General features: G+C 55.1%; 31 protein-coding genes. 12 read left to right on the forward strand and 19 right to left on the reverse strand.

Annotated elements, in window-relative coordinates; all coding sequences use genetic code 11:
• The first annotated feature begins 21 nt into the window (after window positions 1-21).
• The 4 genes from TPEN_RS00315 to TPEN_RS00330 are packed head-to-tail and all read left to right on the forward strand — an operon-like array spanning window position 22 to window position 2,557.
• Window positions 22-729, forward strand: a complete 708-nt coding sequence (locus TPEN_RS00315) for a purine-nucleoside phosphorylase (RefSeq protein ID WP_148677854.1) — start codon at window positions 22-24, stop codon at window positions 727-729.
• A gap of 13 nt (window positions 730-742) precedes the next feature.
• Window positions 743-1,174: a hypothetical protein gene (locus TPEN_RS00320; RefSeq protein WP_011751738.1), complete on the forward strand. Its 432-nt coding sequence runs from the start codon at window positions 743-745 to the stop codon at window positions 1,172-1,174.
• Window positions 1,175-1,197: 23 nt separating this feature from the next.
• Window positions 1,198-1,719, forward strand: coding sequence for an ECF transporter S component (locus tag TPEN_RS00325; RefSeq protein WP_011751739.1), 522 nt, complete (start codon window positions 1,198-1,200; stop codon window positions 1,717-1,719).
• A gap of 31 nt (window positions 1,720-1,750) precedes the next feature.
• Window positions 1,751-2,557, forward strand: coding sequence for a PH domain-containing protein (locus TPEN_RS00330; RefSeq protein WP_011751740.1), 807 nt, complete (start codon window positions 1,751-1,753; stop codon window positions 2,555-2,557).
• Here the strand turns inward: TPEN_RS00330 and TPEN_RS00335 are convergent.
• Genes TPEN_RS00335 through TPEN_RS00345 form a run of 3 tightly spaced genes read right to left on the reverse strand, consistent with a single transcriptional unit; the run spans window position 2,518 to window position 5,384 of the window.
• A complete protein-coding gene (locus TPEN_RS00335) occupies window positions 2,518-3,234 on the reverse strand; it encodes an energy-coupling factor transporter transmembrane component T family protein (protein WP_011751741.1) in 717 nt (238 codons plus the stop codon). The genes TPEN_RS00330 and TPEN_RS00335 overlap by 40 nt on opposite strands.
• Complete coding sequence (locus TPEN_RS00340; RefSeq protein ID WP_052884968.1) at window positions 3,218-4,744, reverse strand: ABC transporter ATP-binding protein; 1,527 nt, start codon at window positions 4,742-4,744, stop codon at window positions 3,218-3,220. The genes TPEN_RS00335 and TPEN_RS00340 overlap by 17 nt, the downstream gene beginning before the upstream one ends.
• Before the next feature lie 37 nt (window positions 4,745-4,781).
• Complete coding sequence (locus TPEN_RS00345) at window positions 4,782-5,384, reverse strand: ECF transporter S component (RefSeq protein WP_011751743.1); 603 nt, start codon at window positions 5,382-5,384, stop codon at window positions 4,782-4,784.
• Between the two features lie 183 nt (window positions 5,385-5,567).
• Here TPEN_RS00345 and TPEN_RS00350 point away from each other — a divergent pair, with 183 nt between their 5' ends.
• Together TPEN_RS00350 and TPEN_RS00355 are read left to right on the forward strand one after the other, a co-directional pair.
• A complete protein-coding gene (locus TPEN_RS00350; RefSeq protein WP_011751744.1) occupies window positions 5,568-6,530 on the forward strand; it encodes a thiamine-phosphate synthase family protein in 963 nt (320 codons plus the stop codon).
• 69 nt (window positions 6,531-6,599) lie between these two features.
• A complete protein-coding gene (locus tag TPEN_RS00355) occupies window positions 6,600-7,664 on the forward strand; it encodes a TrmB family transcriptional regulator sugar-binding domain-containing protein (protein WP_011751745.1) in 1,065 nt (354 codons plus the stop codon).
• On the opposite strand, the gene TPEN_RS00360 is transcribed toward TPEN_RS00355, so the two are convergent.
• From TPEN_RS00360 to TPEN_RS00380, 5 genes are all read right to left on the reverse strand, one after another.
• Window positions 7,661-9,316, reverse strand: coding sequence for a TIGR04190 family B12-binding domain/radical SAM domain protein (locus tag TPEN_RS00360; protein ID WP_011751746.1), 1,656 nt, complete (start codon window positions 9,314-9,316; stop codon window positions 7,661-7,663). The two genes, TPEN_RS00355 and TPEN_RS00360, sit on opposite strands and share 4 nt — an antisense overlap.
• Before the next feature lie 101 nt (window positions 9,317-9,417).
• A complete protein-coding gene (locus tag TPEN_RS00365) occupies window positions 9,418-9,744 on the reverse strand; it encodes a hypothetical protein (RefSeq protein ID WP_011751747.1) in 327 nt (108 codons plus the stop codon).
• Between the two features lie 16 nt (window positions 9,745-9,760).
• Window positions 9,761-10,831 (reverse strand): TIGR04084 family radical SAM/SPASM domain-containing protein, encoded by a 1,071-nt coding sequence (locus TPEN_RS00370; RefSeq protein WP_011751748.1) that lies wholly within the window; start codon window positions 10,829-10,831, stop codon window positions 9,761-9,763.
• Between the two features lie 33 nt (window positions 10,832-10,864).
• Entirely contained in the window at window positions 10,865-11,539 is a 675-nt protein-coding gene (locus tag TPEN_RS00375) for a hypothetical protein (protein WP_148677855.1), read from the reverse strand.
• A 93-nt stretch (window positions 11,540-11,632) separates the two neighbouring features.
• Window positions 11,633-11,896, reverse strand: a complete 264-nt coding sequence (locus TPEN_RS00380) for a hypothetical protein (protein ID WP_011751750.1) — start codon at window positions 11,894-11,896, stop codon at window positions 11,633-11,635.
• 70 nt (window positions 11,897-11,966) lie between these two features.
• Here TPEN_RS00380 and TPEN_RS00385 point away from each other — a divergent pair, with 70 nt between their 5' ends.
• On the forward strand, window positions 11,967-12,827 hold the full coding sequence (locus TPEN_RS00385; RefSeq protein ID WP_011751751.1) for an NAD(P)-dependent oxidoreductase: 861 nt from the start codon (window positions 11,967-11,969) through the stop codon (window positions 12,825-12,827).
• On the opposite strand, the gene TPEN_RS00390 is transcribed toward TPEN_RS00385, so the two are convergent.
• From TPEN_RS00390 to TPEN_RS00410, 5 genes are all read right to left on the reverse strand, one after another.
• Entirely contained in the window at window positions 12,824-13,876 is a 1,053-nt protein-coding gene (locus TPEN_RS00390) for a hypothetical protein (protein ID WP_011751752.1), read from the reverse strand. The genes TPEN_RS00385 and TPEN_RS00390 overlap by 4 nt on opposite strands.
• A gap of 6 nt (window positions 13,877-13,882) precedes the next feature.
• Entirely contained in the window at window positions 13,883-14,716 is an 834-nt protein-coding gene (locus tag TPEN_RS00395) for a hypothetical protein (protein WP_011751753.1), read from the reverse strand.
• Window positions 14,716-15,522 (reverse strand): hypothetical protein, encoded by an 807-nt coding sequence (locus TPEN_RS00400; protein WP_011751754.1) that lies wholly within the window; start codon window positions 15,520-15,522, stop codon window positions 14,716-14,718. Before TPEN_RS00400 ends, TPEN_RS00395 begins: the two co-directional genes overlap by 1 nt.
• Window positions 15,519-16,034 (reverse strand): Rab family GTPase, encoded by a 516-nt coding sequence (locus tag TPEN_RS00405; protein ID WP_011751755.1) that lies wholly within the window; start codon window positions 16,032-16,034, stop codon window positions 15,519-15,521. The genes TPEN_RS00400 and TPEN_RS00405 overlap by 4 nt, the downstream gene beginning before the upstream one ends.
• Before the next feature lie 68 nt (window positions 16,035-16,102).
• Window positions 16,103-17,299 carry a pyridoxal phosphate-dependent aminotransferase gene (locus TPEN_RS00410; RefSeq protein ID WP_011751756.1) on the reverse strand — a complete coding sequence of 399 codons (1,197 nt, stop codon included), beginning with the start codon at window positions 17,297-17,299 and terminating at the stop codon, window positions 16,103-16,105.
• A gap of 150 nt (window positions 17,300-17,449) precedes the next feature.
• Here TPEN_RS00410 and TPEN_RS00415 point away from each other — a divergent pair, with 150 nt between their 5' ends.
• Window positions 17,450-17,932, forward strand: coding sequence for a hypothetical protein (locus TPEN_RS00415; protein ID WP_011751757.1), 483 nt, complete (start codon window positions 17,450-17,452; stop codon window positions 17,930-17,932).
• Here TPEN_RS00415 and TPEN_RS00420 read toward each other — a convergent pair.
• Window positions 17,875-18,243, reverse strand: coding sequence for a hypothetical protein (locus TPEN_RS00420; RefSeq protein ID WP_011751758.1), 369 nt, complete (start codon window positions 18,241-18,243; stop codon window positions 17,875-17,877). The two genes, TPEN_RS00415 and TPEN_RS00420, sit on opposite strands and share 58 nt — an antisense overlap.
• A gap of 21 nt (window positions 18,244-18,264) precedes the next feature.
• Window positions 18,265-18,399 (reverse strand): hypothetical protein, encoded by a 135-nt coding sequence (locus TPEN_RS10100; protein WP_011751759.1) that lies wholly within the window; start codon window positions 18,397-18,399, stop codon window positions 18,265-18,267.
• A 176-nt stretch (window positions 18,400-18,575) separates the two neighbouring features.
• Here TPEN_RS10100 and glmS point away from each other — a divergent pair, with 176 nt between their 5' ends.
• Genes glmS through TPEN_RS00435 form a run of 3 tightly spaced genes read left to right on the forward strand, consistent with a single transcriptional unit; the run spans window position 18,576 to window position 22,699 of the window.
• A complete protein-coding gene (gene glmS, locus TPEN_RS00425) occupies window positions 18,576-20,393 on the forward strand; it encodes a glutamine--fructose-6-phosphate transaminase (isomerizing) (protein WP_052885359.1) in 1,818 nt (605 codons plus the stop codon).
• A 2-nt stretch (window positions 20,394-20,395) separates the two neighbouring features.
• The gene (locus TPEN_RS00430; RefSeq protein WP_052884971.1) at window positions 20,396-21,568 is read left to right on the forward strand and encodes a nucleotidyltransferase family protein; all 1,173 of its coding nucleotides are present in this window, start codon (window positions 20,396-20,398) and stop codon (window positions 21,566-21,568) included.
• Between the two features lie 6 nt (window positions 21,569-21,574).
• A complete protein-coding gene (locus TPEN_RS00435) occupies window positions 21,575-22,699 on the forward strand; it encodes a glycosyltransferase family 2 protein (RefSeq protein ID WP_011751762.1) in 1,125 nt (374 codons plus the stop codon).
• Between the two features lie 14 nt (window positions 22,700-22,713).
• Here TPEN_RS00435 and TPEN_RS00440 read toward each other — a convergent pair whose 3' ends face one another.
• Window positions 22,714-23,208: a hypothetical protein gene (locus TPEN_RS00440; RefSeq protein ID WP_011751763.1), complete on the reverse strand. Its 495-nt coding sequence runs from the start codon at window positions 23,206-23,208 to the stop codon at window positions 22,714-22,716.
• A gap of 194 nt (window positions 23,209-23,402) precedes the next feature.
• A complete protein-coding gene (locus TPEN_RS09910) occupies window positions 23,403-23,567 on the reverse strand; it encodes a DUF5679 domain-containing protein (protein WP_011751764.1) in 165 nt (54 codons plus the stop codon).
• A gap of 207 nt (window positions 23,568-23,774) precedes the next feature.
• Between TPEN_RS09910 and TPEN_RS00445 the strand changes: the two genes are divergently transcribed.
• Entirely contained in the window at window positions 23,775-24,101 is a 327-nt protein-coding gene (locus tag TPEN_RS00445) for a transcriptional regulator (protein WP_052884972.1), read from the forward strand.
• Here TPEN_RS00445 and TPEN_RS00450 read toward each other — a convergent pair.
• On the reverse strand, window positions 24,070-25,500 hold the full coding sequence (locus TPEN_RS00450; RefSeq protein ID WP_011751766.1) for a UbiD family decarboxylase: 1,431 nt from the start codon (window positions 25,498-25,500) through the stop codon (window positions 24,070-24,072). The genes TPEN_RS00445 and TPEN_RS00450 overlap by 32 nt on opposite strands.
• A gap of 13 nt (window positions 25,501-25,513) precedes the next feature.
• On the reverse strand, window positions 25,514-25,924 hold the full coding sequence (locus TPEN_RS00455; RefSeq protein WP_011751767.1) for a DUF2153 domain-containing protein: 411 nt from the start codon (window positions 25,922-25,924) through the stop codon (window positions 25,514-25,516).
• Window positions 25,925-25,940: the final 16 nt, after the last annotated feature.

A 25,940-nucleotide genomic window follows, 5' to 3' on the forward strand; every position in this document is an offset into this window, starting at 1 on the left:
CTCGCCCGCCCGTACATGACCATGCCTTACCACATAAAGGCTGAGCGCGTAGCTGGGAGAGTGCTCGTAGTCGGCGACCCCGGGAGGGCTAGGCTTGTCGCAGGGATGCTCGAAGATGCCCGCCTGGTGAACGAGAACAGAGGCCTCCTAGTCTACAACGGCTTCTGGAGGGGCGTCGAGGTGTCCGTGGCTACCCACGGCATGGGGGGTGCGGGCGCGGCGATAGTCTTCGAGGAGCTCTTACAGCTGGGGGGCAGGACCCTCGTGCGTCTCGGCACGACCGGAGCTATAAGGGGGGAGGTCGAGGTGGGAGACTTCGTGGTTCCTTCCTCGGCGTTCCACCACCCCGGAGGGCTCTTCCTGCAGTACTTCGGGGACATCTGTGTCTCCCCCTCGCCCGACTTAGAGCTCGCGTGGCTCCTCGCGAGCGAGGCTAGATCCGCGGGGCTGAAGGTGTGGACCGCCCCGGTCGTTAGTAGCGATGCTTTCTACGCGGAGACAGGCGAGGTCATATCGAGGTGGGCTTCGTTCGGCGCCGTCAGTGTGGAGATGGAGTGCGCCACCCTCTTCGCCGTTACGCGCCTGAGGGGTGCGAGGAGCGCCGCCATACTCCTGGTTAACGGTAGCTTGGTGCAACCGGGCAAGAGAATGGTTTCCGAGAGCGAGCTGGAGGAAAGGCTCGTCAAGGGCGCCGAGGTAGCCCTAGACGTTCTCGCGAAGAGCCCGTAGCGGGTGGGAGCCCGTGGGCGTCTGCCCTAGGCGTCTAACGGAGTTCAACGTGGCGGGCAAGGAGATACGAGAGAAGAGGAAGCTCCTCGTGTACGGCTCCTGCCTGGCCTACGAGTATCCCGAGTTGCTCCGCGAGTACAGCGAGGGGCGCGTGGACCTAGCCGTTTGCCTAGAGGCTGAGCACTTCAATGTCGTCGCGCTCAAGCTGGCATCGATGCTTGCCCGCGTGGACGTAGAGGAGGTCGTCGTACTCACCGTTGACGGCTCGCCTCACTGCGTTCAGCTACACCACGCTGTCGAGGAGGCGAAGAAGGTTACCGGTCGGAGCCCGAGGACTAGGCACTTGGTGATCGAAGAGGGAAAAGTCGTGGAGGTTGATGAAAAAGCCGTGAAGACGGCGCGGTACCTGTCTAGGGTTCAGAGGCTCCTCGATAAAAGCTTATAAGGAGCTAGGCTACACCTTACCTTGTGGCCGGAAAAGGAAGAGCGAGCCTATTCATAGCGCTTGCTTCTATACTCTCCGCCCTAACCGCCGTCCTAACGTACTTTCCCGGCTTAGCCCTCCCGTCCCCAACCGGCGGCTACACGCACGTTGGAGACACTATAATCTACGTCTCCGCGCTACTCTTCGGGCCGTGGATGGGGCTCGTGGTAGGGCTCGTTGGCCCCGTGATCGCCGATTTCCTCGTAGGCTACCCGAGGTGGTACGTGACGCTCGTAGCGCACGGGCTGCAGGGCTTCATAGCGGGTTACGGCGCCGGTAAGAAGTTCAAAACGCAGCTAGTGCTCATGGTAGCCGCCGGGCTTGTGATGTCGTTCACCTACTTCGTTGTGAACGTTTACGTCAAGGGGCTCGGGCCAGCGCTCGTATCGCTTGCCAGGGACATCTTCGGGCAAACCCTCGTTTCGATAGTACTCGCGTCGCTACTCCTTAAAGCCCTCGAGAAGGCTCCGGCGGTTAAGAGGGCCCAGGAGCTTCTCCGAAAGTAAACTTTTTTCCTCCAAATACACACTGTACCTTGTGGGCGAGGATATCTGCTGGAGCGGTAGCCCTTCTCCGGCCTCCTACCTGGGATCCTACCTCAGAGGGTTGGTACCTACTGTCGCCGTGGCGGCCCTGGAGTCCTCCGCGGGGCTCCTCCCACCGGTACTCGCCGGGCTCTCGAGCAGCCTTGCGTTTGTACTGAAGTGGGCTTTGCCAGGGATGAGCCCGGTAGAGGGGCTTCTCTACGTTTTGGGCGCCTTGCTCGCGATCCTCGTAGCCCTCTTAGACTGGATAATTAACGTCAGGGTAGGGCTACTCGCGTTTAGTCTGGTGGCTTTCGTAGGCGTCGAGGCTTTAAGGGTTGTTCTCGGGTTGAGCCTAGGGCTTGGAGCGAGGCTGGCACTTCTATCCTTGTTCTCCGCGGGCTGGGTTCTTGCCGTAGACCTGCGGAGGAGGACTTACAGGTACTTCGTGGGGTACAGGAAGGTCGGGATTACGGGCGGCCTTCTCAGGAGGGTTGAGCGGTACATTAGCGGAGACATGGTTAGCGACGTGATAGTGGTTAAGCCTCTCCTCGGGAGGCTCCTGGGCTTCGGGCACGTTGTCCCAGTAACTCCCAGTGGGCTTGGGCTGGGAGAGACTTTCAGCGTCGGCGCGGCTGGGGCGTCCGCGTTTAAAGGCTTAGCCGTGGGTGTCGGTGGGGGGAGGATTGTAAGGGATATTGCACCGAGGGAGTGGAACTGTCTCTACGGGGTGAAGAACCCCGACAGAGTTAGGGACCTAATACTGCTCGGGTGCGCGCCTCAGGGGAGAAGCGCCGGGGCAGCCGCCGCCGAGAGGTAGGCGAGTGCGAATAAGAGGTCTCCTCTGCGGAAACGGGTTTTCTCGAGGTTCGTGCGCTCGGCGTACTTGCCGAAGCCGCGCGCCTGCATGGATAATGCTAGCGTGATCGAACGCCTAACGGCGAGGAAGAGTAGCGGGAACGCGTAGGACGCTACGTACCTGTGGGGAGCCTTCCAGGAGAAGTACCCCTTTATCCTCCTGTAGGCAATCATGTTCTCTAGGTCTCTCCTTATGAGTGGCGCCATTCTGAGCGTGACGAAGGACATGAACGCGTACACGTAGGGTACACCCAGCTGCTCTGTGAGCGCCACGGTTAAGGCCTTCGGGGTCGTGGTGGCGACGAACGTCATCGAGTAGAGTATTATGATCGCTACGCGCGCCGTTAGCTGCAACGCGTTTCTAGCGGCGTCCCACGGGCTCATGGAGTAGTTGTAGATGTAGAGGGCGGTGTTCACCCACGTGTAGCCCACGAGGGTCGAGAGGGCCGCCGCGAACTCCGCTTTCCCAACCTTCGGCCTCACGAGTGCTAGGAGGGTGGAGGACAGGAGGAGGTGGAGAAGCGCGTACTTCGGGTCTCCGAGCAGGGCTACCTGGAATATTCCCACGAGGAACAGCGCTAGCTTGGTCAGAGGGTTTAGGCTCGATAGGAAGTCCTTAGGGCTAGGCAACCTCGCCATAGTTCCTCAACCTCTCAGCGTACTCTTGCACGGCTATCCTAGCCTCTTCAATGTTCGCGAGACCCTTAAGGGGGGCTGGCGGCTCGAAGTTGAGGTATTTCCAGACGTCGCTCTTAGTCAGTAGCTCGGGAAGCTCCCCTTCGAAGACTATCCTTCCATGTGACAGGCCGTAGACTTTGGGGCTGAGCAGGGGCAGTATCCAGGAGTCGTGCGTAACCACGACGACGGCTTTTCCGGAGGATGCGAGCTCCGCGATACTCCTAGCTACGGTTAGGCTGTACTTGAAGTCGAGCCCAAAGGTCGGCTCGTCGAGCAGGTAGACTGGCTTGTCCAGCATGTACATCTCCACGAAGGATACGAGCCTCTTCTCGCCCTGGCTCAGCTCGTAGACAACCCTGTCGGAGAGGTGCCCGAGCCCTCTCGCTTCAAGCACTCTTCGGGCTCTTCTCAGCCTCTCCTCCCGCCTGGAACCTCCGAGCACGCTGGCAACCTCCTCCACAACCGTTCTCTCCGTGAACTGGTGGTCCGGTATCTGCGCGACGAAAGCCACGAGCCTCGGCGAGGGTCTTCCTCCGGCTACCCTCACCTCGCCGCTACTCGGCCTTACAAGCCCGGCTATTGCCTTCAGGAGGGTTGTCTTCCCGCTCCCGTTCGGCCCTATGACAAGCGTTACCTCGCCTCTCCTCGCCCGCAACGATACATCCCTCAGTATGACCTCGGGGCCTGCCCTCACTTCTAGGGATGAAACGTCTACCAGCGGTTCGCGGTTCTCCCTAGGTGTACCAGCTGTGCGGGGGTTTGCGGGGTTTTTCCGCGGGAGGTACTCGGGCGGTATCCAAACGCCCGCGTCTACAAGCTTCTCGGCGCCGACTTTTTCCACGAGTTCTCCGATGCTCCTGGCTAGGACGCCTCTGCCGTCCTCCAGGTAGAGTACCTTGTCTGCTATTCCCGCTACGTACTCCACCCTGTGCTCTACGAGTATGAAGGTCTTCCCCTCGTCCTTCAGCCGCTTAACGAGCGCGTATATCTCCTTGGCTGTTCGCGGATCTATATGCGCCGTGGGCTCGTCGAGCAGGAACACCTCGGGATCCATGGCCAGGACGCTTGCTAGCGCTAACTTCTGCTTTAGGCCCGTGGAGAGCGTGTCCACCTCGCTACGCGCATAGCGCTTAAGAGACACCAAGTCGAGTAGCTCGCCTACCCTCGCCACGATGCGCTCTGGGGGCTCGAGGAGGTTCTCCATGGGGAATGCTACTTCCTCGAAAACCGTCGGCATGACAACTTGGGCTTCAGGGTCCTGGAAGAGAAGCCCCACTTTCCCAGCCATCCCGAGGAGCCCCTCCTCGACGGGGTTTTTACCCCCCACGCTTAGCTCGCCGCTGACGCTAGCCGGGATCACCTGCGGTATTGCCCCGGCTAGCGTGAGTAGAAGCGTGCTCTTCCCGCTACCCGTGGGTCCCAGCAGTAAGAGGCACTCCCCGCGGTCAAGCTGGAACGAGACGCCCTTCAAAACCTGTAAGCCGGACGAATGGTAAAAAACAGATAAATTATTGACTAGTACTTCCGCCAATCTTTTTCACCGATTTTCCGACGGCGAAGTAGTCTAGCAGCGAAGAGCTCTTTGCAACGTAGTCTATCAAAGCTTTAACGAGTACCCCGGCGATCAAGGCTCCGCTCACGAAGTAGAGGCTCCAGAAAACTACCCTTTGGCCGGGAGACAGGGGGTTGGTTATACCGTAGAGCACGGTGTCCGCGGGGGCAGCCCACAGCGCGGGCGCCGCTCCTGCGAGAGCCATTGTCGCCCAGTCCCACCTCTTGTACCTAGTGGCGAAGAATACGAGCTCGGACATGAGCCCCTGCATGAAGCCGTAGAGTAGAACCGTGGAGGCGAACTGAGACCCGTAGAATAGCTCTAGCACGGCTGCCAGGAACTCGCCGAGAAGAGCTACTAGCGGTTTTCTCACGATGTAGGCAGGCACGGTTGCCCCTATGAACCACATCCCGTAGATAATCGGTGTAAGCGTAAGCCCGAGAACCAGCTTCGATGCACCCCAGACTACGTTAGACCATACAAGGAACACAGCCCCTATGATTGCCGATAGAACGGCTGTTAGCACCAGTTCTTCTACTCTGAGTTTTTCTTCCCTCATCGCGTTGAAAACTACAAAACCTGGTTATAAATTTTCCCGTAGCCTTAAGGTTAAGCACAATTATTTTATATAACTCGGTTATGAGGAAGAATCTTTCAATTTAACCAAGTTATATCCTCTAGCGGTTAATGCATTCAAAGGATATGTTTATAATTCGGTTATCTACAAGTAGAGCTGGGGGTAATGTTCCCGGAGACCGTCGCTTCCAGCGTGTTCGTCCCGTACCTCAGGAGGGTTCTCGTCTCAGAGCTACGCAAGCTGAACATGTCTCAAACGGATATAGCTCGGCTCACTGGGGTTACTCAGGCTGCTGTCAGCAAGATTCTCCGAGAAAAGCAAGGATCCAGGTACGGTAGTACGGGGCTGGACGTCCCGGAGAACGAGATAAGGGTCGTTGCCAGGAAGATAGCCAAGATTCTAAGCCAAGGGAACATAAACGAGGCTGGCTTCCTGTCTAACAGGTACTGGTGGTTGATAGCGGCTTCCGGGGATGCCTGCAAGGCCCATGAGAAGTACGGCTGGAGAAAAAGTGAGTGCTACATATGTACTAAGGTTGTCTACCCGAATCTCGATGTAAGCAGGGGGCTTGTAATGGCGGACATGGAGCGGGCCTTGATCGTCCTGTGGTCCTCCGAGTACTTCGGTTTGCTCATCCCGGAGGTTTTGACGAACATAGCGATGGCTATTCCAGGGGCGAAGAGCATTTACGACGTAGCGGCTGTCCCCGGGCGTATTTCCAGGTCGAAGAGCGGCGAGATACTCTACAGGCAACCGGAGTTCGGCGCCAGCAGACATTTGAGCGGGATACTCTTGTCGATAAACGGAAAGTACCGGGCGGTGATAAACATCAAGTACGACGAGATAGTCGAGGAGGCACTGGTAAGCATGGGTCTACGCTTCAAGGAGTTTAGTAGCGAGGACTACCCCTCGGCTAACCCAGCAGCCTCCGCAGCCGCCGAACTCCTAGAGGAGTGCCCCGACTGTAAGGCACTCGTAGACGTCGGCGGGGAGAACGTGGAGAGCGTAACGTACATCTTTGGTAACAGGGCTGTCGAGGTAGCTAATATCGCCGTTTCTCTAAGCGAGATATACTACGCTGTTGCCGTGAAGAAAGGCAAAATTATATATAGTATTGAGACTTTGTAGACTAAGTTCTCCCCGTTTATTCGACAAGCAAGTATTAATACTTGGTCGTAATTTACTCTCTGGCTCGTTATGAGCGAAAGGGTACCCGGGGAGGCTGGAGGCGGAACCCCCAGGGATAACGCCATCCAGCTCTTGAAGCTACTGGGCCTCACGGGGCTGGAGGCGGAGCTGTACCTCCTCCTGCTGGAGAAAGGCCCGCTGAGCGCCCCGGAGATCTCCGACTACCTGGTAAAGCATAGGCCTCAGATCCACGTAGCCCTCACGAGGCTGTCGTCTAAGGGGTATATTGAGGAGCTTGGAGGAAGGCCGAAGAAGTACAGGGCTGTGGATCCCCAGCTACTCCTGAACCTCTTCCTGAAGGACTTCGATTCCCTCGCGAAAAAGGCTCTTAGCTACATGCGGGGGTTGTCTAAGCCCTCGTTGGAGGAGAAGTTCGGCGTCTGGATTATCCGGGAGCCCGAGGTCGCTAAGAGCAGGATAGCCGAGCTACTCGACTCGGCGACTATCGACGCGCTCATAATGGGTGACATAAAGTTCCTGCACATGCTCAGCGATAAAATAGAGGCGGCAGTTGAGCGGGGTGTCAGAGTATACGTGCTCTCGTATTCCCTGGGCGAGAGGGGGGCTAAGTTTATCGTCGAGGACATGCCGTTCCTGAAGAAGCTAAGGGTAGCGATATCGGGAGACTTGGTCGTCGTCGTGGACTCCGAGCGCGGGGGAGTCCTTAAGGCGCGCCCAACTCTGCCGATCCGCCACGGCTACTTAATAGAAGAGAGAACGCTCACTGACTACCTCTCACACGACTTTATGAACCGGTGGGTTAGCTCTAAGGTGATAGTAGACGAGAACTACGACATGCCGCTAAAGTTTACCTTCCACAGGATGGCTCTCTACGAGACTAAAAAGCTACTGCTTGAGAACAAGAAGCTGAGGCTAAAGGCTACGGGGTACGAGATAGATACCGGCGCGCGGGTAGAGGTCAGTGGGCGCATAGTCGATGCCGTACTGGACCTTCCGGCTGGCTACGCGCACTTCAAGGTTGAAACCGACTCCGGGGTTATCCGCGTGGGCGGGCTGGACGCGATAGTGGAGGAGATAGCCGGCGAGTACTTCGAGATATACGAAGAAAGCTAGCTTCTAACCATGTACTTCGCTATCTCGAGGATCACCTTTGGCGTTAGGTAGGACAGGTTGAGCGCCTTCATGGGGTAGAGTTCCTCTTCTCTGAGAGTTTCCTTGGAGTCCAGGATTTCCGGCCTTCCGCCTCTCCTGGCCAGCTGGATGGACTCCATCACCTCCCTGAAGTACTCCTCGTCTATGACTCCGGCCCTGTACTTGCTTGTCGCAAGGCTCTCAACGGCGTTGTACGTTGCCGCCGCTATCTCTGCCCGCGTCATCCACCTAGTCTCGTAGTTGAGCATTAGGTACCACTTATCCGCGAGTAGGAGCTTCCTGTGGTCCGAGAGTGTATACGCGAATAAGCGGTACCCGTACTTGCCGGACATGTGGAAGGCCGGGCTTCCCGGGTCAACGAAGGGCGCTAGTGGCGCTACGAAGGCGTCTACGACTTTTGGGGCAATGCGTCTGAGTTCTTCGAAGAAGCTACCTATACCCTTAACGTTTTCAGGGGTTTGCCCCGGTAGCCCTACCATGAAGTAGAGGTCTACCCTCGTGAAGCCTAGATCCTCCGCGTTTCTTAGGAAAGCCTTCAGCGAGCTGTTCGTGTAGGGCCTCCCGTACGTTGACCGGATACTCTCGTCGTGCGTCTCGGGCGAGATCTGGAGGTAAACCCTTTCCTCGGCGCTTCTCAGTACTGCGAGGAAGTCCCTTGGAGGCGGCGTGAAGAACTCGAAGAATACCTCTACGCCTGCCCTCTCACTTCTCAGGAGGCTTACTAGTCGCTCTACGTAGCTTTTCCCTAATACTTGGAGGTCGTTGACGAAGAATATAGGAGCCTTCAGCCTCTCGGTTATCTCCTTGTACTCTTCGAAAAGCGTTTCCGGCTTCTTGACGCCCAGCTTCCTCCTCCCGTAGATCACGTTGTACGTGAACCTGCTTCCTCCGCAGGCTAGGCAGTTGAACGTGCAACCCTTGTACGTTATAACCGCGGTTACAGGGTGCTTGAGGAAAGTGCTCCAAGGTATGGAGTACGTTATACCGCTCCTCACCATCACCTTTACGACGATGTCGTACTTTGGTCTGAGCTCGTCAAGCTCTACCGGCACGTACCTTAGACCGTTGAACCTCACTCTGCCGTTCTCGTCTCTGTAGGCTAAGTTAGGCACCTCCCCGAGCTTATCGAGGCGCCCCGCCTCCAGCGCTTGCACTACTTCGAAGAAGACTGGCTCCGTGGTGTCCCCGAGGACTATTGCGTCGACATACGGGAACTTCTCCAGGATTTCCCTCCAGTAATAGGTCGCTGAGAAGCCTCCCAGCACGACGTGCCCCTTCCTCAGCTCCTTGACTAGCCTCGCAATCTCGAGGGCTCCGTGGGCGTGCACCAGCCAGTGCAGGTCTATCCCGTACACGCTTGCCTCGAGGGATCTGAGGAAGCGTGGAACGTCGAAGCGGGGGTCGTTCACCATTTTAGCCGCTAAGTTGAATATCCCGGTTTTAACCCCCCTTTCCTCCAGGTAGCTTGCCAGGGAGAAGAAGCCGGCGGGGTACATGTCGAAGACAGGCTTAGAGGGTATCACGTCGCTTATGGGTCCGTAGTGGACGTAGGGGCGCTCGCGGAAGTCGTACACGCTTGGAGCGTGAATCAAGGCAACGTCTACGCGCTTCATGTAGCCCCTTGGCAAAGGTACGTCCAATATATATTCTTAAGCCAGTGCCCAGAGAGTCCTTTTACCATTGTACAGGACATGCTTAGCCTAGACTCATATCTTTAGGGCTGTTCTCCCTGGTTGCTCGCAACCCTGTAGAGGATTATAGATACCGCTATCTCAACAGCCTCCCGAGAAGCCTCCAGCAGGGCTTCGCCCCTGACGCTGTAGGCTCGTGTGCTTATCTCCTTTAACAGTATAACTTCTCCTATGATCCTCTCCGGGAGAGTTCCTGCCAGTTCTATTGGATCCAGCGACCCCAGGTCTTCGCTTACCGCGCGGAGCGCTAGCAGTATCGCGAGTCGGGCGTCTCTTTCGAAGTCCTCGTCCTTTGAGAACTTCTCCTCCGCGGCGCTGAGGAAAGCCGCCGCCTCTGCTACCCTCTCCACTTGCCAGCACCTGGTGCTAGGGGATGACTTCCACGGTGTTGTTGAAGGGAGGGTAATAAATATCGCTCATAGAGACCACCCCGGCTGAGAGTAGCTCCTTCACCTCGTTGAGCGTGCTGAGAACTATGTCTATGAACCTCTGTGTCGCTACGCACACTTCGCGGAAGCCATCCTCGCCCCACAGCCTCTCCATGTAGGCGTAGAGGCAACGACCACCGCAGAACTCGAAGTAACGGCACGAGGAGCACGGCTCAGATATTTTAGGGGCTCTTTCTGGGTGTATCTCCCCGTCCTCCACTCTCCCGACGAGTGCCCAACGCTCCTCCACTGCTATGGGGCATGCGACGATCCTGCCGTCGGTGAGTATCGAGAAAGAACTTACCCCCGCGCCGCAGGGGGGCGCCGAGTAGCTTTTGTGGAATGCTCGCGTAATGAGCGCCTTGAAGGGCGCTATTCCCAGAACCTTTCCTCTGCGCATTTCCTCTAACCACTCCTTGACGAGCTTCGCCACTCCGGGTAGGTAGTTTCCATCCCTCCAGCACGAGAAGCACTTCCACCTATCGCTCCACACGACGTCTAGCTGCCAGTGCACATGGCTGAAGAGACCCAAGGAGAGGAGGTGCTTGACGTCTTCGTAGATGTCGGTGTCCTCCGTTACTGTCATCCTGGCTATCAGGTCCCCCTTGAAGCCTATCTCTCTGAGCCATCTAGCAGACTCGACGACCCGCCTATACACTCCTGAACCTCTATGCTTGTCTGTTACGCTCTCCCGTCCGTCCACGGATAGCAACACGGCGTCGAACATGTGCCAGTACCTCTCAGGGAGAGACTTCACGAGTGTTCCGTTGGTTTGAATCACGAAGTGCTTTGCCCTCACGTTTTCCAGAACCCACTTCACGAAGTCCTTGTTGAGAAGCGGTTCTCCTCCGTAGAACGCGACGATAGAGTCTTCGTCGCGTTCAACCAACTTCTTGAGCAGGTGGTAGTCGTACTTCACGCTCCACGGCACTTTCCTTGGGTCAAAGCTTCCTCCACAGTAATCGCACTTCAGGTTACACTGGCCGGTGGTGTGCACTATGTATAGCACGGGTTAACCTGGTCCTCTTTAAACCGATATTCTTTACGGCTCTACACGGAGCCTAGGCGGATAGCCGGGAGCCTGCGTCCACGTAGCGTCCTGCGCTGAAACCTGGAGGAAGTATCCCTTCAGCTTGAACGAGGAGGGCTCCTTAGGGCAGAACGTGAAAACGCCGTCCCCCAGCCCCTCGTACTGCGCTACAGCCTCAGGAGCGAAGCCTGTGAGCTCCGCCAGAACTGTTAGCCTATAAGGCCCGGGAGGCTTAACGTGAACCTCTATGTCGACGCATTCCCCGAGCTTTACGCTTGTCTTGTTCCAGCCAGCCCAGAGAAAACGGGCCCCGTACCCGGGTATTGCTAGCTGGAACTGTTTAGACTTGTTTATGAAGGTTATACCCGTAAGCCTAGTCACCAGCAACATAGGGTACTCGACCAGCGTGAAGTTGCATGCTTCTTCGCCAAAGGGTATCCCGACTTCCAGCTGGAGGACGGAGTGAGAGGCTGGGGGGACTGTAACGTTTCCCCGTGAAGCTCCGTAGAAGCTTGACCCGCACTTTGCCTTTACGGAGACTTCCTGGAACTGTAGCGGGACTGAGTAGGGGTTTGAAAGGTAGATTCTCAGCGTGAGGTTTTCCACGTTTCCGGAGAAGTCTACGTCCGTTACTTCCAGGTAACCCGCATCCAGCGTATTGTACAGGTAGGCCTCGAGTATTTGCAAGAGGACGAATATTAGGAATAAACCTACTAAAATATTCTTTACATTCATTCCGAGTTAATACTGTGTAATTGTCGTATATATGGGTGACCGAGCCTAGAGCCTGCTCAGGAGGTCTTCTATGCATCGCATCGACTCCAGGTATCTCTCGCATTTCAGTATAGTTACGCCCGGAACGTTCTCGTATTTAAGGTGCAACTCGAGGAGCTCTCCTGCCTCCCCGTGGAATCTAACCTTGGCTTTCCGGTCACCGAGCTGGACAACCAGCACCTGGTCTCCGTCCTCTACTTCTCTCGTTACCGAGTAGCCTTTCTCCCTCAGAGTTTTCTCGACGGTTTTAATGGCTTCCTCTATCCTCATGCTCCTCACCTGCAATGAACACTATCCAGAAACCAGATTTATATCTTAGCGGCTTAAATAAAAGGGCGCTATGAGGCTTGGCTTTATAGGAACAGGGGCCATGGGTTTTCCAATGGCGGCCCGCTTAGCGAGGACTGGACACGAGCTATTCGTCTGGAACCGGACAATAGAGAAGGCTCGACCGCTAGAGCAGTACGGGGCTAGGGTAGCCTCTAGCCTCGACGAGCTTTCTAGGGTAGCCGAGGTGGTGTTTGTAATGGTTTCCGACGACGAGGCTTCCCGCGAGGTGCTAAGCGCCGTCCTGAGGGAGGGGCGCCCGAGGATAATAGTCAATCACAGCACGGTATCCCCGATGTACACCAGGGAGGCGGTAGAGGAGGCTAAGAGGAGGGGCGTCGAATACCTAGCCATACCCGTCATGGGAGGTCCCTCCGACATCGAGAGGGGAGAGGGCGTGTGCATAGTTGGTGGGCGCGAGGAGGTTTTCCGCGAGGTAGAGCCCCTTACCTCCGCCTACTGCAAGGAGCACGTGCTCGTTGGATCACAGGAAAATGCCTCCGTGATAAAGCTCGCGCTTAACAGTATGTACTTCTCGGCTTTGGAGGCGCTCGCAGAGGCCCTGCTCCTGGTAGAGGCTTGGAACGTGGAGCCGAAGGTTTTCTTCGACGCGGCGAGCAGGCTCTGGCTGAGGGTCGTAGTGGACAGGTACGCCAAGAGGTTGCTAGACGAGAAGTACCCTACAAGCTTCCAGCTACGGCTTGCCGCGAAAGACCTCCACTACGCTGTTTTCTCGGGTTACCATAAGGGGCAACCGCTACCAATGCTCTCGGAGCTCGCGAAGACATTCCTGGAAGCTTCGACGATAGGGGGGCTGGGAAGAAGGGATTACACAAGGATCTACTACTTCTTGAAAAGGGGCTCAACGGGCTAGAGGTAGGCTACTTCGACCCACCTGTGGGCTTTTACGGCTAGGAAGTCCTCTATCCTGACGGGCGAGAGTACTGCCTGCCTTACGAAGAACGCTGCGAGGTGGCTGGGGATCCTGGCCTGGGACTCCCTGGGAACATTGCCGAGCACGGCTTCCATGTCTACGTCCCTCACAGCTTCGGGTGGAAAGCCGTCGAAGGCTCTCAGCTCGAACTTCCTGGTAAAGTACCACCTCGCGACCACGCTTCTCCTAGTGTTTTTAACGAGCACAGCCGCCCTGTAGCCTCCTTCAGCTTCGAACAGATTCTCGTCCACGAACGCCACGAACCTGCGTACCTCCCTTCTCTTCTCGCTCGCGGAGCTAGCCCTCCCGAACCATTCCAGGAAGGATTGCAGGAAGTCGTCCAGGGAAACGTAGTTCTTGACCTGGAGCTTCTTGGGGGGCTTCTCCACGGGGCGCTCCGTGAGGAGCTCTACGAACCTTCTCAAGTTCCTACCGGATGCCACCACGTAGTTCCACGGTACCTCCCACCAGTAGTCGTACCTGGAGAGCACATCCCACTCGTCGATCTTCGCTACCCTGTAGTTAAGCCCGGCGTCAAAGTCTATTACAGCCTTCACGCGTATCTCCCCCCGCTCCAGCAAGCCGGCCACGGCGCTAGCCATAGATTTCCTCGAGATCAATGACCCAGGCACAACGATAAGCACGGTGTCTTTCGCTATCTCCTCACTGCCGGGAGGGTTCTTGGCAACCTCAAGGTAGCTCTTCGCGTTTTCGGGGTTGAAGCTCGGGTTTAACCTTACCACTCGGTCATCGATGTAGCTACAGTTGTACTGGGAGGCAAGAACCTCGGACACAACTCCTCCCATGAATACGGTGTCCTCTCGGGATACCTTTATCTCCGGGCAGGGCTTTTCGAAGCCTTCTTCGTCGAAACACCTCACCGGGTTCAGGTCATCGTCCAAGTATGCTTTAAGAACCTCGGGTTCCTCTACTATCGCTATCGGTGACGGTGGCGCCTTTACGGGATCCTTGACATATATCACTTTCATTTCAGGCTACCTTTTCTGCGCCACGAAGGCTGAGAAAGGTCCCTTCGTAGAGTACCTTATCTTGGTGAAACGCGAGTCCTGCAGGTTGGTTGCCAGGGTTTCTGGGGGCTCGTAGTCCGGTATGCGCCAGGCGCGTAGGAGGCTACGCAAACCCTCCCTCTTGTTATCAGGCACTATGGCTATGAGCGTTCCTCCCTTCTTGAGGAGAGAGGACGCCATGCCCAGAATGGTTCTCCAGCCAAGGCTCATTGCGTCGAGCGTTGCGAAGACCAGGACGTCGACTGTACCGTTTAGGCTGGCTAGCCTATCCGCGTCTTCAAGCGGCACTACGTTGAGCTTTAGGTCGTACCTCCTGGAGTACTCGTCGTATATCTCCTTAAACGTGGAGTTGTACAGGAACCTCTTCTCGGTTATGATGCCCGGACTGCCGCTTACACGCTGGGATAGGCGTGAGAGGTAGACGGGCGCGACAGTGTTTACCTCGAAGAATGTTGCTCTCGGTGGGAGGCTTGCAATGTTGATGCTCCACTCGTAGAGGCTGTCTATTATGGAGATCTTCGTGAATAGCTCCGAGAAAAACGCGTAGAAGCGCCAGTCTCCCTCGGCGTAGGCCCTAGCGATGCTCGTTATCCCGTACCTGAAAACTTCCTGGAACTCCTTTTCCTCTACCCCGAGGCCTCTGCTTTTCAGCCTCTCGGTAGCCGCTGTGAGCAACTGCGGTAGGTACTTTTCCACGGGCGAGATCTCCTCCAGTTGCGGCGCTGAAGCTTTTTTGAGTTCGGAGAGGGCTTCGGGTAATAGGAGTATGGATATGTCGTGGTAGACCTCGGGGTACGACATCAGCCTATCACCAGGTCTATGACTCCTCTTCTTTGGAGCGAGAGGAGTGCCTCAACGTAGGAGAACATTATCTGGGGGTTCTCCAGGCCCAGAATATCGGAGACCTTTACGCTGGGTGCTTCGAGCACCCTGTTTACAAAGCCGCCGTTGTACTTCTCGAATATTATCGAGGGTCTGTACTTCCTCAGCAACATAGCCTCGGAGGGTCTAACCTTTACCGTTATGTTGGAAGCATTCGTGATGAGCCAGAAGACCTGCTTTATGTACTCGAATGGCTTCTCCTCTATGAGAACGTCGAGCAACCTTACAGCGTTAACGTAGTCCGTCGGCGAGTAAGAGTACGAGGAGTCGAGAGCCTCTGCGAGCAACTCCATCCAGGCTTTCGTAGTCTGGTAGCTCACATCCCTCCTGAAGTCCACCTCTAGGGAGGTCTCCCCCTTGTAGACCTTTATGCTACTCGAGGGGGGCTCGAAGTACCCGGTTACCCGGTAGTTAAGCCTCCTACTCTCTATGGTAAAACCGCCTATATTCCTGAGCCCCCTGAGCAGTTCGGGCTGGACTTTTACCTCGTATAGGCCCTTACCTCTAGCCTGGAGTAACGGGAAGACCCTGGTCCCCCTCTCGCCGCCGTTCCTGTCAACGTAAACTATGAACACGTGCGTCTCATGTTGAAAGGCTACCCCCGCGAGCCCGAGGGGGTTGTTCTGAGCCTCCTCGAGCAACTTGTCGTTAACCTCAACTACCTCTACCTGGCTGCAAGCGGGGCATCGAGCTCTAAACACGCGTTGTACTCCAAGCTTACTCATACTCTCACGCTCTGAACTATTGTTCTCAACAGGAAGAGGAAAGCCTCCTCCACCCTTGCACCAGTCCGGGCAGACACCTCGAAGTACTCTAGGAAGCCTTTCGATAGAGCATACTCGCGGGCCAGGTTGTAGGGAACTATTCTATACTCCTCTAGGTCCGCCTTGTTGCCAATCAGTATGCTGGGGACTTTCCCGAGTACACTCTCGGTGATTTTTCTCCACTCGTCGATCTCGAGGAAGGTCTCCTCCCTCGTTAAATCGAAGACATATACGACTCCTTTAGCCCCTTTCAGGAAGGCGGGAGCAAGGAAGCGGAACCTGTGCTCTCCTCCCAGATCCCATATTACCACGTGGAGCTCCCTTCCGTCTAGCTGTATCTTCCTGAAAAAGTGCTGGATCCCCACCGTTAGGCGTTCCTGCGGGTTGTACGAGCCCTCGACAAACTTTCTAGCAAGGCTCGTCTTACCTACACCCCCGGGACCACAAAGGGAAATTTTAACTGTTGCTATCAACTCTCATCACACCGCTTCCAAGGCTGTAAGTAAGAGCCTAGCCTAGAATAAAAAATTTACCCTTATATTCAGGACTCTATCCACTCCTTAATCCTCGCAATGCCCCTTACAATGTCGTTCTCACTCACAGCAAAGGAGAACCTTAGGTGCCCCTTCCCACCCTCCTTCGGGAAAGCTGTCCCAGGCAGAACCACTACGCCTCTCTCCTCTAGTAGCCTGTCCGCAAGCTCGCGCTCATTCTTCAGCCCTTTCTCCCGTATCACCTCAGTAAAGTCCGGGAATATGTAGAAAGCCCCCTCGGGCTTTACGACTTTTACGCCTTTTATCGAGAGAAACTCCCTGTATATGAGGTCCCTCCTCTTCCTGTACCCCTCGAGTATGGGTTTAAACCAAGACAAGCCTTCCTTCAGGGCCTTCGCAGCGGCTATCTGCTCGAAGGTTACCGGGCAGGAGTAGATATTGTTGGCGACCACTGATAGCTTGGAGATCAGCTCTTTATTAGAGATGACGTAGCCCAGCCTCCAGCCCGTCATCCCAAAGGTCTTCGAAAAACCGTTCACGTAGTAGACGGCGTCGCGCCAACTCGACGTCTGCAAAGTAGAAAAGTGCTTTTTCTCGTAGACAAAGTGGTCGTATATCTCGTCCGACAGTACGACTATGCCACGCTTAGCCGAGAAATCGACAAGCTCTTCCACGTCCCTTTGATCCATGGTGGTGCCCACGGGGTTCTCCGGGTAGTTTAGAACGATCATTCTAGTCTTGGGAGTTACGAGCTTCTCTACCTCTTCGAAGGTCACCTTGTAGCCGTTGCCCCTGTGGAGGCGCAGGAAGACAGGCTTGGCACCGGCGAAGCGTGCGACGGACTCATAGAGGGGGTAAGAGGGGTCAGGTATTATTACTTCGTCTCCGGGCTCCAACAGTGATATCATGGCCATAAAGATCGCTGATTTAGCTCCAACAGTAACGGCTACCTCCTCCGCCTTCACGTCCACTCCGTATTCCTCTGACACGAAGCTCGCTATAGCTTCCCGTAACTCCGGCATTCCCAGGCTTGGACCGTAGCCGTTGAACCCCTCGTCCATCGCCTTCTTAGCCTCAGATATCACGTGCGGCGGAGGCTGGAAGTCCGGTTGCCCTATACCGAAGGAGACGACGTCGACCCCTCTTCTTTTGAGCTCGAGGCTCCGCGCAAGGTAGACAAAAGCCTCCTCTGCTCCTAGCTGGGAGGCGGCTTTACTTAGGCGAAAGCTTGTTTCCCAGCCCACGTTATCAAAATTGATTGGTTAGTATTAATTGCTTATGCTAAGAAGCCGTACTCCGTTCGGGTTTTCCGCCGCATTTTTTTCGGTAAAAAGCTTTTTTTATCTAAAAATTTATAAACGACTTTTTAGACATAATTCTCGGGGTGCGTAGACTTGGAGGAGCTGGTTAAAAGCGTCAAGGAAACACTCAATATGATCGATGCCGGGATTAGGGACAAGAAGTTCCCGGAGCAGATGAGAATATACATAGAGCAGTTAGGAAGGAACCTGCGCCACTTCATAGAGGTAATAGAGGTTACAGGACGGGAGAACACTATACAAAGCCCTATAAGCCCTAGCTCTAGGAGCGCGATGTTCAACTTGAGAAAAGCGTTCTACGCCACGCTTTCAAGAGAGATTAAGCAGAACAAGGTGGACAAGGAGAGGAGTCTAGAGGAGTGGAGGAAAGTGGCATCTAGGATCATAGAGACCTTCGAGAAGAGGGGGTTGACCGAGGCTCCTTCAAAGATTATTCTCACCTACGAGATCAAGGAGGAGGACGGCAAGAGGTATATCGCTTTCCGGGATGCGCGTATACTCTACTTCGGGCTCGAAGGAATCTTGTCGGTCAGCCTGGTAGAGCAACCAGGTGCCTGAAGGGAGGCGAGGGCTTCGTCGGGGCTACCCTTAACTGCGTAAGGGCCCTGGTGCTGGGAGCGCAGGATCTCGCTGACAGCCTCTTCTCCCAGGATGCTTTCCGCGAGCCTAACCACCTCTTCGAGGCTCCCCTCTTTGCGTACTCTTCGTATTCGTCTCTTAAGGAACGGCTTTTCGTACACGAGGAAACGCGCCATCTCCTCGAAGACCTTTCTCCCTTCGCTGTTAAGGTAACCGTTGGAGAAAAACGCATTGCTATTTAGGAGGAGCTTCCTCATCAAGGCTTTCACGTCGCGGCCTACGTTTTCCACAGGTGTTAGCCGTTTTTTAGGCTATTTTACCCTTACTCTGTACACTTTCCCCATGGATTCCAGTATCAGGGAGGGAGGCGCCGCCTCCACGTTCTTTACGCGTATCCTCTTCCCGGCGAGCTTTCTCAAGAATTCCTCCATCGTTAGCTCTTCCATTTTCCTGGCACCTAACCGGTTTCTTCGTTCTTCAAGCATTAGAGTTACGTAGCTTTACAAGGCGTCAAACAACCTAAGTACGCCCGTTTTACGAGTACATCTCTTCTCCGAGGGTGCAAAAGTTCTAGCATCGGTGCAAGTCACTTTAATAAATGGGCGTGTTTAGAGGGAAGAACGTGTGCGGTATAGTGGGCATAGTCTCCGAGGACCTGAACGTCGCTCCTCTCGTCGTAGAGTGCCTCCGCAGGCTTGAGTACAGGGGGTACGACAGCGTTGGTGTCGCTGTGCTTGATGATGGGAAGCTTTTCGTGCGTAAAGGCGCCGGAAAGATAGACAGCGTCGATAGCGCTAAGTGTTTGAAGTGCCTGCACGGTCACACTGGGGTAGGGCACACGCGGTGGGCTACGCATGGACCGCCCACGGACGAAAACGCCCACCCCCACGTAGACTGTACGGGTAGGTTAGCCGTTGTACACAACGGCATACTGGAAAACTACAGAGAGCTTAAGAGCTGGCTACAGGAGAGGGGACACGTTTTCAGGAGCAATACCGACACCGAGGTCTTCGCGCACCTGGTAGAGGAGTACCTGAAGGAGGAGGGGGACTTCTTCAAAGCCTTTAAAAAGTCCCTGAAGGCAATAAGAGGAAGCTACGCCTTGGCGGTCGTTACGTCGCTGGAGCCCAGGAAGATTTTCTTCGCGAGAAAACACTCCCCGCTGGTAATCGGCATCGCCGATGGAAAAATGTTCGTTGCATCGGACATCCCGGCGTTCCTCGAGTACACGAATAAAGTCGTTATACTGAACGACGGGGAGCTCGGCTACGTGGAGCCTAGAGGGCTACATCTAGAGACGCTTGAAGGGGGCGTCGTCGACGTGAATAGGCGTGTCATAGTTGTACCCTGGACAGCCGAGCTCGCTAGGAAGGAGGGGTTCCCCCACTATATGTTGAAGGAGATCCACGAGCAACCGAGGGTTATAGCCGAGACCATAAGGGGCTTCGGCCCGGACTACGAGCGCGGCGCCGAGCTTCTCTCAGACGCAGAGGTAATATACGTGGTAGCATCGGGTACGAGCTATCACGCGTCCCTCTACTTCGCCCTTTTAACCATGAAGATTGCCGGGAAGAAAGTTATCCCCCTGATATCCTCCGAGTACGCGGGCTACGTTTCCTCCGCGTCGGAACGCGACGCTCTGCTAGCCGTGTCCCAAAGTGGTGAGACCATAGATACCCTGATGGCCATGAGGGCGTTCAAGGAGAGAGGTGTCAGGACCGTTTCCCTGACAAACGTCATAGGGAGCGTTATCTCTAGGGAGAGCGACCACCAGGTATACATGAAGGCTGGCCCGGAGATAGGAGTAGCCGCAACTAAGACCTTCACGGTGCAACTAACGGCTTTGACGTGGCTTTCCGCGCTTATCGCGAGAAACGTTGGCGCCATGGATGAAAAAGATGCGGAGAGCCTCCTCGAGAGGATGAAGAAAATACCGGACCTCGCTGAAAAGGTTATTAACGCTTATAGCGGTTGGTGCAAGGAAACCGGGACGTTTATGTCGGAAAAGAGTAGCGCCTACTACCTGAGCAGGGGACTAGGGCTACCGATTGCCCTGGAGGGGGCCCTGAAGCTCAAGGAGATAGCCTACGTCCACGCAGAAGGCTACCCCGCCGGGGAGAGCAAGCACGGGCCCATAGCCCTCGTAGAGAGGGGGTTCCCCGTGGTGTTCGTCTCTGTAGAGAGGGAGCTCGAGAAGAAGCTCCTCGGGAACGTTGAAGAAATGCGGGCGAGGGGTGCCTATACTATAGGCGTTGTACCACAGGATTCAGAGCTCAGGGGGCACTTCGACCGGGAGGTCGTTGTACCTTCTTCCGACGAGGTCGCCGTACCCATACTGGCCACAATACCTTTGCAGTTAGTTGCCTACTACTCGGCTGTTGAGAGGGGCTTGGACCCCGACAAGCCTAGAAACCTCGCGAAAACCGTCACGGTTGAGTAGCTATGATGCCCGTCCTGCTGGCTGGGGGTAACCCGAAGAGAATGCGGCCGCTCAACGAGGGCTACCACAAGTTTATGCTTAAGATATCCGGAAACCCCATATTCTTCTACCCCCTCTCCTCCCTTCTCCAAGCCGCCGGGCAGAGAGTGATCCTCGTTGTTGACAGGGAGATGCAGATTGACTGGGTCAAGGAGTTTCTGAGGGAGAAGAACTATGCCCACGTAGAAGTGAGAGTTCAGCCAGGAGAGTCTCTCGAAGACGCATTTCTCACGGCGACTAAAGACGTCTCCGACGAGTGGTTCCTTCTAGTGTTCGGGGACGTGGTCGCGCCACCTGAAGCGCTCCGCATGCTGATGGAAACCTACGAGGAAAGCCAAAGACCCTCAGCGCTGGTAATACCGAGGGCTGAAATGTCTACGTACGGCGTCGCCTACCTTTCCGGTATGTCCATTAAAAAGGTGTACCCGGGCGGCGACGTCGGCGATAGTAGCTTCGTCCTGGGCGGCGCCTTCGTGCTACCAGTACAGTTCCTCGAACTCGTTGAAAACGGTTCCGGCTTTTTCGAAGCGTTGAACACCGTTGTAGACAAGATGGGTATGGACGCGGCGCTCTGGACGGGCTCTTGGGTCGCCGTCGACTACCCGTGGGACCTTATATCGGCCCTATACGAGATCCTCGGCAGCAGCTGCAAGTCGGTAATCCACCCTGGGGCGCGCGTGTCTCCCCTCGCTGTACTCGAAGGGTGCGTAATCGTCGAGGAGGGAGCTTACATCGACCACTACGCCGTAGTGAGGGGGCCCGCTTACATCGGGAGGAACGTCCTGGTAGGCAAGGGTGCTTTCGTGAGGGAGTACACGTCCCTAGAGGAGGGAAGCACCGTTGGGGCGTTCTCCGAGGTTAAGCGGAGCGTGCTCGAACCCTCTGCCACTGCTGGGAGCTACTCGTTGATAGTGGACAGCGTGCTTGGCCCCTATAGCGTCGCTGAGCCACGGACAACGGTGATAAGCGAGATACGCGGCGAGAAAAGGATTGCCAGGCCGCTCCCCTTGCAAGGAGTGCTCAGCAAGAAGAGGAAGCTTGGCGTATTCGTAGCGCCTCGCGGGAGGATTGCCGCCGGCTCGGTAGTAGGTCCAGGAGTACTCATCCACGGGGACGGGAGGGTCGAAGAGGTCTAAAGCTGTATGAGCTCCTCGGAGAGGGCTCGAGTAAGTGTAATAGTGACGGTCTACCGTCACGCGAGGCGCCTGCGGAGTCTCCTCGAAGCGCTGTGCAACCAGGAAACCTCTTTCCCCGTGGAAGTGATTGTAGTCGCGGATGAGCCGGACGAGGAAGTCTTAGGCATCCTGAGGGAAAAGGCTTGCGTTAAGAGCTTGGTCTCCGAGAATAGGAGGGGGAAGGTTAGGGCTCTTAACGAGGCGATCTCGCTGAGCCAGGGCGACGTCCTGATTTTTCTCGACAACGACGTGACCGTACAGGACAGGAAGTTCGTTGAGAAGATCTACAAGTGGCTACAGGATTTCGACGTAGCAGAGATCAAGAAGATCGCCCGGGTAGACACATTCATCGGTAAACTCGTCTACTACGACTACATGTCATTTGGCGTTGCGAGCTACATCTTCGAGAAGAGAGTGAAGAGGTGCGCTGGCTTAAACGGTGCGGCGATGGCTTTCACGAGGAAAGCTCTCAAGGAGCTTGGCGGTTACAGAAACGTGGTTCTAGAAGACATGGATATAGGCTTTAGGAGCTTCTTCCACGGGTTCAGGTACAAGTACATCTGGGATACCGAGGTCGTGGTAGACCCTCCCTCATCTCTCAGAGAGTGGCTTAACCAGAGGCTAAGGTGGTCTGTGGGTGCTTGGACCTGGATAGATGACTACGTGTTCCACTTCTCGAAAATAGCGAGCATCGATTACGCGCTGGAGAGCTTCGCTGCGCTTTTCGCAATGTTTCCCGGAGGAATCGTCTACGCGTCTATACTACTCGCAGAGGGGCTACCGCTGTTGAAGCTTGGACTGCTCGCAGGATCCACAGTCGGCGGACTCTTCGCGCCGCTCGTACCGGTTCTCGCCATCTACGAAACTGTATCGATGTTCCTCCCGCCTCTACCATTATCCCTTGTAGCCATTGCGGTTGCTTATTCCGCCTTGGTAGTACCCATCGCGTACAGGATAGGCTACAAAGTCAAGCCGCAACACTTCGCTACGTATATCCTATTCTACTCCACCCTCTGGTTCACGGTTATGCTGGCAGGGTTCATAAGAGTGTTCGTATTCCGAAAGAGGGACGTCACCGGGTGGCAACTCTAGTAGCTCGGAGAGGGCTACGGTGTCTCCAGTAGAACCCTTTTCAGCAGGTTGTCCCTCTCCCTTATAACGTTCTCCGCTTCAACGACAAGGGATATGGCTTCGTTTACCTTTTCGAGGAATTCTTTAGGCTCCAGTGCTGGTGTTAAGGCGACAACTCTCTCGAAGATCCTCGAAGCCGTGGAGATGAGCTTAAGATCCTCTTCTAGCAACCGTTGCAAAGACTCATCGTCGATGCTAGCCTTACCGGGGGAAGACGCGCCGGGCTGCTTTAATAGCTGGGAAGCCTTCATCAACTCTATACGCAGATCGTCCAGCCTGAGGCCCAGAGATACGTTCTTGCGTTTAACGTTAAACTCGAGTCTCTCCACGCGTAACCTTGCCTCGTCAAGTATGAGCGAAACTTTCTTTCTTATAAGCTGGTCATCGGCGGAGAGAGAACCCCCGCTATAGCCCCTGAACCCTGGAACCATACCGGCAATTTTTTCAACGAGCTGAGGAATACTACTCATGGAGACACCTAGACCTCGCCTGGAGAATAAAGGGTGGAGCCCGAAAATATACCTTGCGCGCGAAGAGAAGTTGAGGTCCTACCCTTACTTGCTCTCCGAGACCGCACCAAGCATGAGGCATAACAACGAGCACTTACACGCGCAGGAAAAGCAAGAGAAAAAAATAATTTTTTAATTTGGTTTGTTACCGTCGTTTACTGCTTTACGCGCCCTATGAATCTGTAGACCGTGGTTCCACAGTTGGGGCAGGTGCCCTTGTAGGCAAGCCTCCCGTTCTTAAGGGTTACCTGCTGCGGGTTCTTCATTTCGACCTGTTTGCGGCACTTAACGCAGTAGGCAGTTATTTTCTGGTGGGACATTGTTTTTCACCGTGTAGTGCTACACATAGGAGGTATATATTCCTTACGCTTAATTTTTTCTCTTTTTATCTTTCTGACAATGCTTTTTCCGATTAAAGTAAAAAGAGATTTTCACCACCAATTCGTAGTCGGGAGTTATTTTACACAGAGATTTAAGAGACGTAGAAATGTTTTTATTTGACAATGTCATATAGTACTACGAGCGAGATGGCGCACCTTAAGGCTCCCTGCGAAGAGATAAGCAGAAGAGTACTCCCGGCCGTGAGGAGTATACTTGTAAGGTATCTTTACGAGCAAGAAGGCTTAACCCAGCTTCAAATAGCCAAGTTACTGGGGATCAGCCAGTCGAGCGTGAGCAGGTACCTTAACAGCCAGAGAGGTCTCTCTCAAAGAGATATACTGGAGATACCCTCTATAGACGAAAAACTCAGGGAGACTGTACACGGCATCGTAGAGGGCAAGCTAAGAGGAGAGGAGGCTTTGTGTAGCATATGCCAGTACATCAGGATGATGAGCCGCGAAGTTTCCGGGTAAGCTCCAAGAACAATCGTTCAGACTCGGGCGTTTTCTCTAATTTAGACTCTACGCGCGAGGCCCCCCTTGCTCCCGGTGCGTTCGCCAGTACAATCACTTTCCCTCGCCTGCTACTCCGCGGTAAGAGTTCTGCGTCAGCCTGGTCCACGTGGATAATGTCTCTGTCCGGGTCGACGTTCTCTAGGAGAACCTTCGCTAGGATCGTTGGATCCTCCACGTCTACGTCCGGCCCCACAAGGATTACTGTATCGACATAAGGATTCACGGCAGCGGACAGGAACAGTATTTCACCTCCAATACTTAGCAAGCGCTCTCTCCTGTGCGTCGCAACTTTGGCTATGACTGTTCTAAAAGCGTCGTGGCCGAGGAATCTTAGCTCCTGGATCTCCGGGGCCAAAGACTTCATAAGCAACACAAGGAGGCTGGCGACCAAGGAGTATACCTGCGCTACGTCGCTCCTCTCCGGGTGGATGATCGAAGAGTAGAACACGGGGCTTGGAGATAGAAGTATCTTCTTTACGTGTACTACGGGCATTGGTGATCCCCCGTATACCTCCCCGTTTTCGTACAGCATTCTCCCCTCCGGCCTCTCGTCGCCGGGTTCCAGCTCGCCGATTATCGCTACTTCCGTTGGATACGGGATTACCAGACCCTCCTCAGTCTTCACTACGGAGATTTTGCTCTCGGAGAGGACTCCGGCTAAGAGGATTTTGTCCACCGGTGTTAGCCACGTTAGAAGCGACGCTGGGTAAAGGGCTGGAACCGTCCCGGCGAGTATTCCTACATCCAGGCTAGACCTGCTACGCGAGGATTTCTCGATGAGGAACTGAAGGGGCGAACCCCTCGGGACGTGCAGTACCATTGTTTTCTCGTCTACCACCTGTACTCTCTGCGAGGCTATCTCCCTGTCACCTGTGGCCCTGCTGGACGCCACGATGATGGGGTTCACTAAGACCGGGTATTCCTCCTCACGGCTGTGCTTGAGGAAGGGCATTTCGAGAAGATTTACGTCGTAGCCCTGGAGAATGCGTACGGCTCCACCAGGAGCCTCCTTGACCGTCGGGTAATAGTCGGCAATCCACGCAAGCGAAGCCAGTAGCCCGAGCTTGTCCGTTGGTTGCGCGGCTGGGGTGCTCAACAGGTGGAGCACTCGGGCCGCCCTTTCGATTATACGCTCGACCGACGGCGCGTTCAGAACTAGCGGCAACTTTCCATAGAAGAGGTTCGTCGCAAGGCTGAGGGCACCTCCTTTAACCCTGTCGTACAGCAAGGCTTTATCCGTCTCCCGGGAGAGCTGGATAGAAAGCCAGGGTATCTCGATGGAGGGTGCTAGCTCCCCGCCGATCCGCATCAGCTTATCGCTGGACTCTAAAAGCTTGAGTGTTTCCTTCAGGGACAAAGTTTCCACCGCTCTAGTAGCTTACGCGGAACCTTTCTTCCGGTTTCTGCTCCCCTCTGGGCATGAAGAAGACCGGGTTTAGCTTTCCGTCCTCGGAGAGTTTCAGCAACATGTCCCTAAAGGCCGTAGTGTGCCTTATGTCCAGCTCCAGTAGCTTCTTGAGTATTTCCCACACACTCCTTTGAACGTCTAAAAGCATTTCGCGCGGCATGTGCCCAACTATGAAGGGGTCCTGGAGCCACTTATCGAAGGCTTCTATCGTCTTAACCATGTGGCTGAAGGCTGCCCTCGTCGTAAGTATAAGCTCCAGCCTGTCCGCGTTCTCGAGGTTTTTCTCGACAGCTTCAACGGTATCAAGGAAAGCCTTCTGAGCTTCTACCCAGTTAGTCAAGTTAGCGGCGAATAGTTTCACGAACTCGCTCATCTAAACACCGGCTATT

This window comes from Thermofilum pendens Hrk 5 (assembly GCF_000015225.1).
Taxonomy (GTDB): domain Archaea; phylum Thermoproteota; class Thermoprotei; order Thermofilales; family Thermofilaceae; genus Thermofilum; species Thermofilum pendens.

Bases quoted from the DNA above. Each gene is read 5' to 3' on its own strand.
- TPEN_RS09910 (WP_011751764.1), bottom strand. From the start codon at position 23,567: ATGTCCCACCAGAAAATAACTGCCTACTGCGTTAAGTGCCGCAAACAG.
- TPEN_RS00350 (WP_011751744.1), top strand. From the start codon at position 5,568: ATGTTCCCGGAGACCGTCGCTTCCAGCGTGTTCGTCCCGTACCTCAGG.
- TPEN_RS00360 (WP_011751746.1), bottom strand. From the start codon at position 9,316: ATGAAGCGCGTAGACGTTGCCTTGATTCACGCTCCAAGCGTGTACGAC.
- TPEN_RS00345 (WP_011751743.1), bottom strand. From the start codon at position 5,384: ATGAGGGAAGAAAAACTCAGAGTAGAAGAACTGGTGCTAACAGCCGTT.
- TPEN_RS00380 (WP_011751750.1), bottom strand. From the start codon at position 11,896: ATGAGGATAGAGGAAGCCATTAAAACCGTCGAGAAAACTCTGAGGGAG.
- TPEN_RS00455 (WP_011751767.1), bottom strand. From the start codon at position 25,924: ATGAGCGAGTTCGTGAAACTATTCGCCGCTAACTTGACTAACTGGGTA.
- TPEN_RS00435 (WP_011751762.1), top strand. From the start codon at position 21,575: ATGAGCTCCTCGGAGAGGGCTCGAGTAAGTGTAATAGTGACGGTCTAC.
- TPEN_RS00390 (WP_011751752.1), bottom strand. From the start codon at position 13,876: ATGAAAGTGATATATGTCAAGGATCCCGTAAAGGCGCCACCGTCACCG.
- TPEN_RS00400 (WP_011751754.1), bottom strand. From the start codon at position 15,522: ATGAGTAAGCTTGGAGTACAACGCGTGTTTAGAGCTCGATGCCCCGCT.
- TPEN_RS00355 (WP_011751745.1), top strand. From the start codon at position 6,600: ATGAGCGAAAGGGTACCCGGGGAGGCTGGAGGCGGAACCCCCAGGGAT.
- TPEN_RS00445 (WP_052884972.1), top strand. From the start codon at position 23,775: ATGGCGCACCTTAAGGCTCCCTGCGAAGAGATAAGCAGAAGAGTACTC.
- TPEN_RS00430 (WP_052884971.1), top strand. From the start codon at position 20,396: ATGATGCCCGTCCTGCTGGCTGGGGGTAACCCGAAGAGAATGCGGCCG.
- TPEN_RS00335 (WP_011751741.1), bottom strand. From the start codon at position 3,234: ATGGCGAGGTTGCCTAGCCCTAAGGACTTCCTATCGAGCCTAAACCCT.
- TPEN_RS00315 (WP_148677854.1), top strand. From the start codon at position 22: ATGCCTTACCACATAAAGGCTGAGCGCGTAGCTGGGAGAGTGCTCGTA.
- TPEN_RS00440 (WP_011751763.1), bottom strand. From the start codon at position 23,208: ATGAGTAGTATTCCTCAGCTCGTTGAAAAAATTGCCGGTATGGTTCCA.
- TPEN_RS10100 (WP_011751759.1), bottom strand. From the start codon at position 18,399: ATGGAAGAGCTAACGATGGAGGAATTCTTGAGAAAGCTCGCCGGGAAG.
- TPEN_RS00395 (WP_011751753.1), bottom strand. From the start codon at position 14,716: ATGTCGTACCCCGAGGTCTACCACGACATATCCATACTCCTATTACCC.
- TPEN_RS00385 (WP_011751751.1), top strand. From the start codon at position 11,967: ATGAGGCTTGGCTTTATAGGAACAGGGGCCATGGGTTTTCCAATGGCG.